3 protein-coding genes are annotated in these 1,316 nt (G+C 76.7%); 1 reads left to right on the top strand and 2 read right to left on the bottom strand.

Annotated features, from left to right (window positions below; genetic code table 11):
- A partial coding sequence (locus OZN99_RS31795) for an SDR family NAD(P)-dependent oxidoreductase (RefSeq protein WP_270939184.1) occupies nt 1–196 on the bottom strand: 196 nt, incomplete at its 3' end.
- A gap of 100 nt (nt 197–296) precedes the next feature.
- Here OZN99_RS31795 and OZN99_RS31790 point away from each other — a divergent pair.
- Nucleotides 297–605 carry a hypothetical protein gene (locus tag OZN99_RS31790; protein WP_270939183.1) on the top strand — a complete coding sequence of 103 codons (309 nt, stop codon included), beginning with the start codon at nt 297–299 and terminating at the stop codon, nt 603–605.
- 34 nt (nt 606–639) lie between these two features.
- Here OZN99_RS31790 and OZN99_RS31785 read toward each other — a convergent pair whose 3' ends face one another.
- Nucleotides 640–1,179: an SRPBCC family protein gene (locus OZN99_RS31785; RefSeq protein WP_270939182.1), complete on the bottom strand. Its 540-nt coding sequence runs from the start codon at nt 1,177–1,179 to the stop codon at nt 640–642.
- Between the last annotated feature and the right edge of the window lie 137 nt (nt 1,180–1,316).

Here is a 1,316-nt window from a genome sequence, read left to right as displayed (position 1 = left end):
CGGCGCGCAGCGTGGCCGCGCGGCGGCCCCGCGCGCGGATCGTCGCGGCGGTCTCGGCGGCCTCGGCCTCGCTGGCGGCGTAGTGGATGGCGACGTCGAAGCCGGCCTCGGCCAGGGCGAGCGCCATGGCGCGGCCGAGCCGCTTCGCGCCGCCGGTGACGAGCGCGGTGCGCGGGATGGTGGCGGGGATGGTCATGCGCGTGTGCAGATAGGGCCGGTCGCGCGGCTTGACCACTGCTTGACCGCAACGCTGCCGCCGGCCGAGGCTCCGCGCCCTGGCGGCGGAGGGCAGCGCGATGCGGGTCCGGTTGGCGGCGTTCCTCGTGCTGGGGCTGGCGACGCCGGCCTTCGGCCAGGGGCTGGGCTCGCTGCCCGGCCTCGGCCAGCGGCAGCCGGAGACGCCGGAGCAGAAGCGCGAATTCTGCCAGCGTGTCGGCAGCGCCGCGATGCGCTGCGGGCTGACGCTGGACGTCACGGCGCTGACCAGCTGCCTTATGCGCAGCCTGCCGCCGCAGGATTCGCTCCGGGTCGCGCAGGTTGCCAACAACGCCCGGGGGAGCGCCTCCTCCCTGCTGTCGGATTGCGGCATCGGCCTGGGCCGCTGAGCCGTGGGGCGCTGAGCCCGCGGCGCGGCGTCGTTCAGCCCGTCCCCGGGTTCTGCGTCGCGCTGGATCCGTAGGGCCGGCTGTCGCGCAGCGCCGCCTGGTCCGGATGCGCCTGGGTGCCGCCGGAGACCAGCGTGACGCCCTGCGTCACCTCCTCGCAGTGCTGCTTCACCGCGACCAGGCTCGCACGCAGCGCGCCATCCACGTCCAGCGCCTTGTCGCCGGTCCAGTGGGCCAGCGCCTCGGGCCGTGCCGCGCGCTGGCCCAGGCGCAGGGCGAGGACGACGGCGGCACCGGCCTCCGCCTCCTCCACGCGCACGTCGCCGGCGCAGCCCACGCCGGTGGCGGTCGCCCAGGACACGCAGCGCGCACCCGCCTCCACCGCGAAGCGCACATGCGCCGCGATGCCCTCCGCGCCGACGCCGCCGCCGATCACGCGGATGCGGTCCGGCCCTTCGCGGAACGTCTCGCGCAGCATGGGCTGCCAGCGCGGCAGGTTCATCGGGTTGGCCAGGAAGGCGAAGACCTCCGCCGGCGGCCGCGAGATCTCGATGCGTGCGTGGTGTTCGGTCATGCCCTGTCCGGTTCCGCTTGCCGGCAGGGCGAACGCGGGGCCGCGGCGCTGTGTTCCGCGGCCCCGCCGCGGCTCAGCGCCGTCCGGACGGCGCCGTCAGCGCACCGACCGCGGCGCCGCCGGCGCCGCCGATCAGC

Origin of the sequence: Falsiroseomonas oryzae (assembly GCF_027856955.1) — a bacterium.
Lineage (GTDB): Bacteria > Pseudomonadota > Alphaproteobacteria > Acetobacterales > Acetobacteraceae > Falsiroseomonas > Falsiroseomonas oryzae.
This window is presented reverse-complemented; position numbering and strand designations above follow the sequence as displayed.

What these genes read in the sequence shown, in the direction of transcription:
- OZN99_RS31790 (WP_270939183.1), top strand. Translation starts at nt 297, where the DNA reads ATGCGGGTCCGGTTGGCGGCGTTCCTCGTGCTGGGGCTGGCGACGCCG.
- OZN99_RS31785 (WP_270939182.1), bottom strand. Translation starts at nt 1,179, where the DNA reads ATGACCGAACACCACGCACGCATCGAGATCTCGCGGCCGCCGGCGGAG.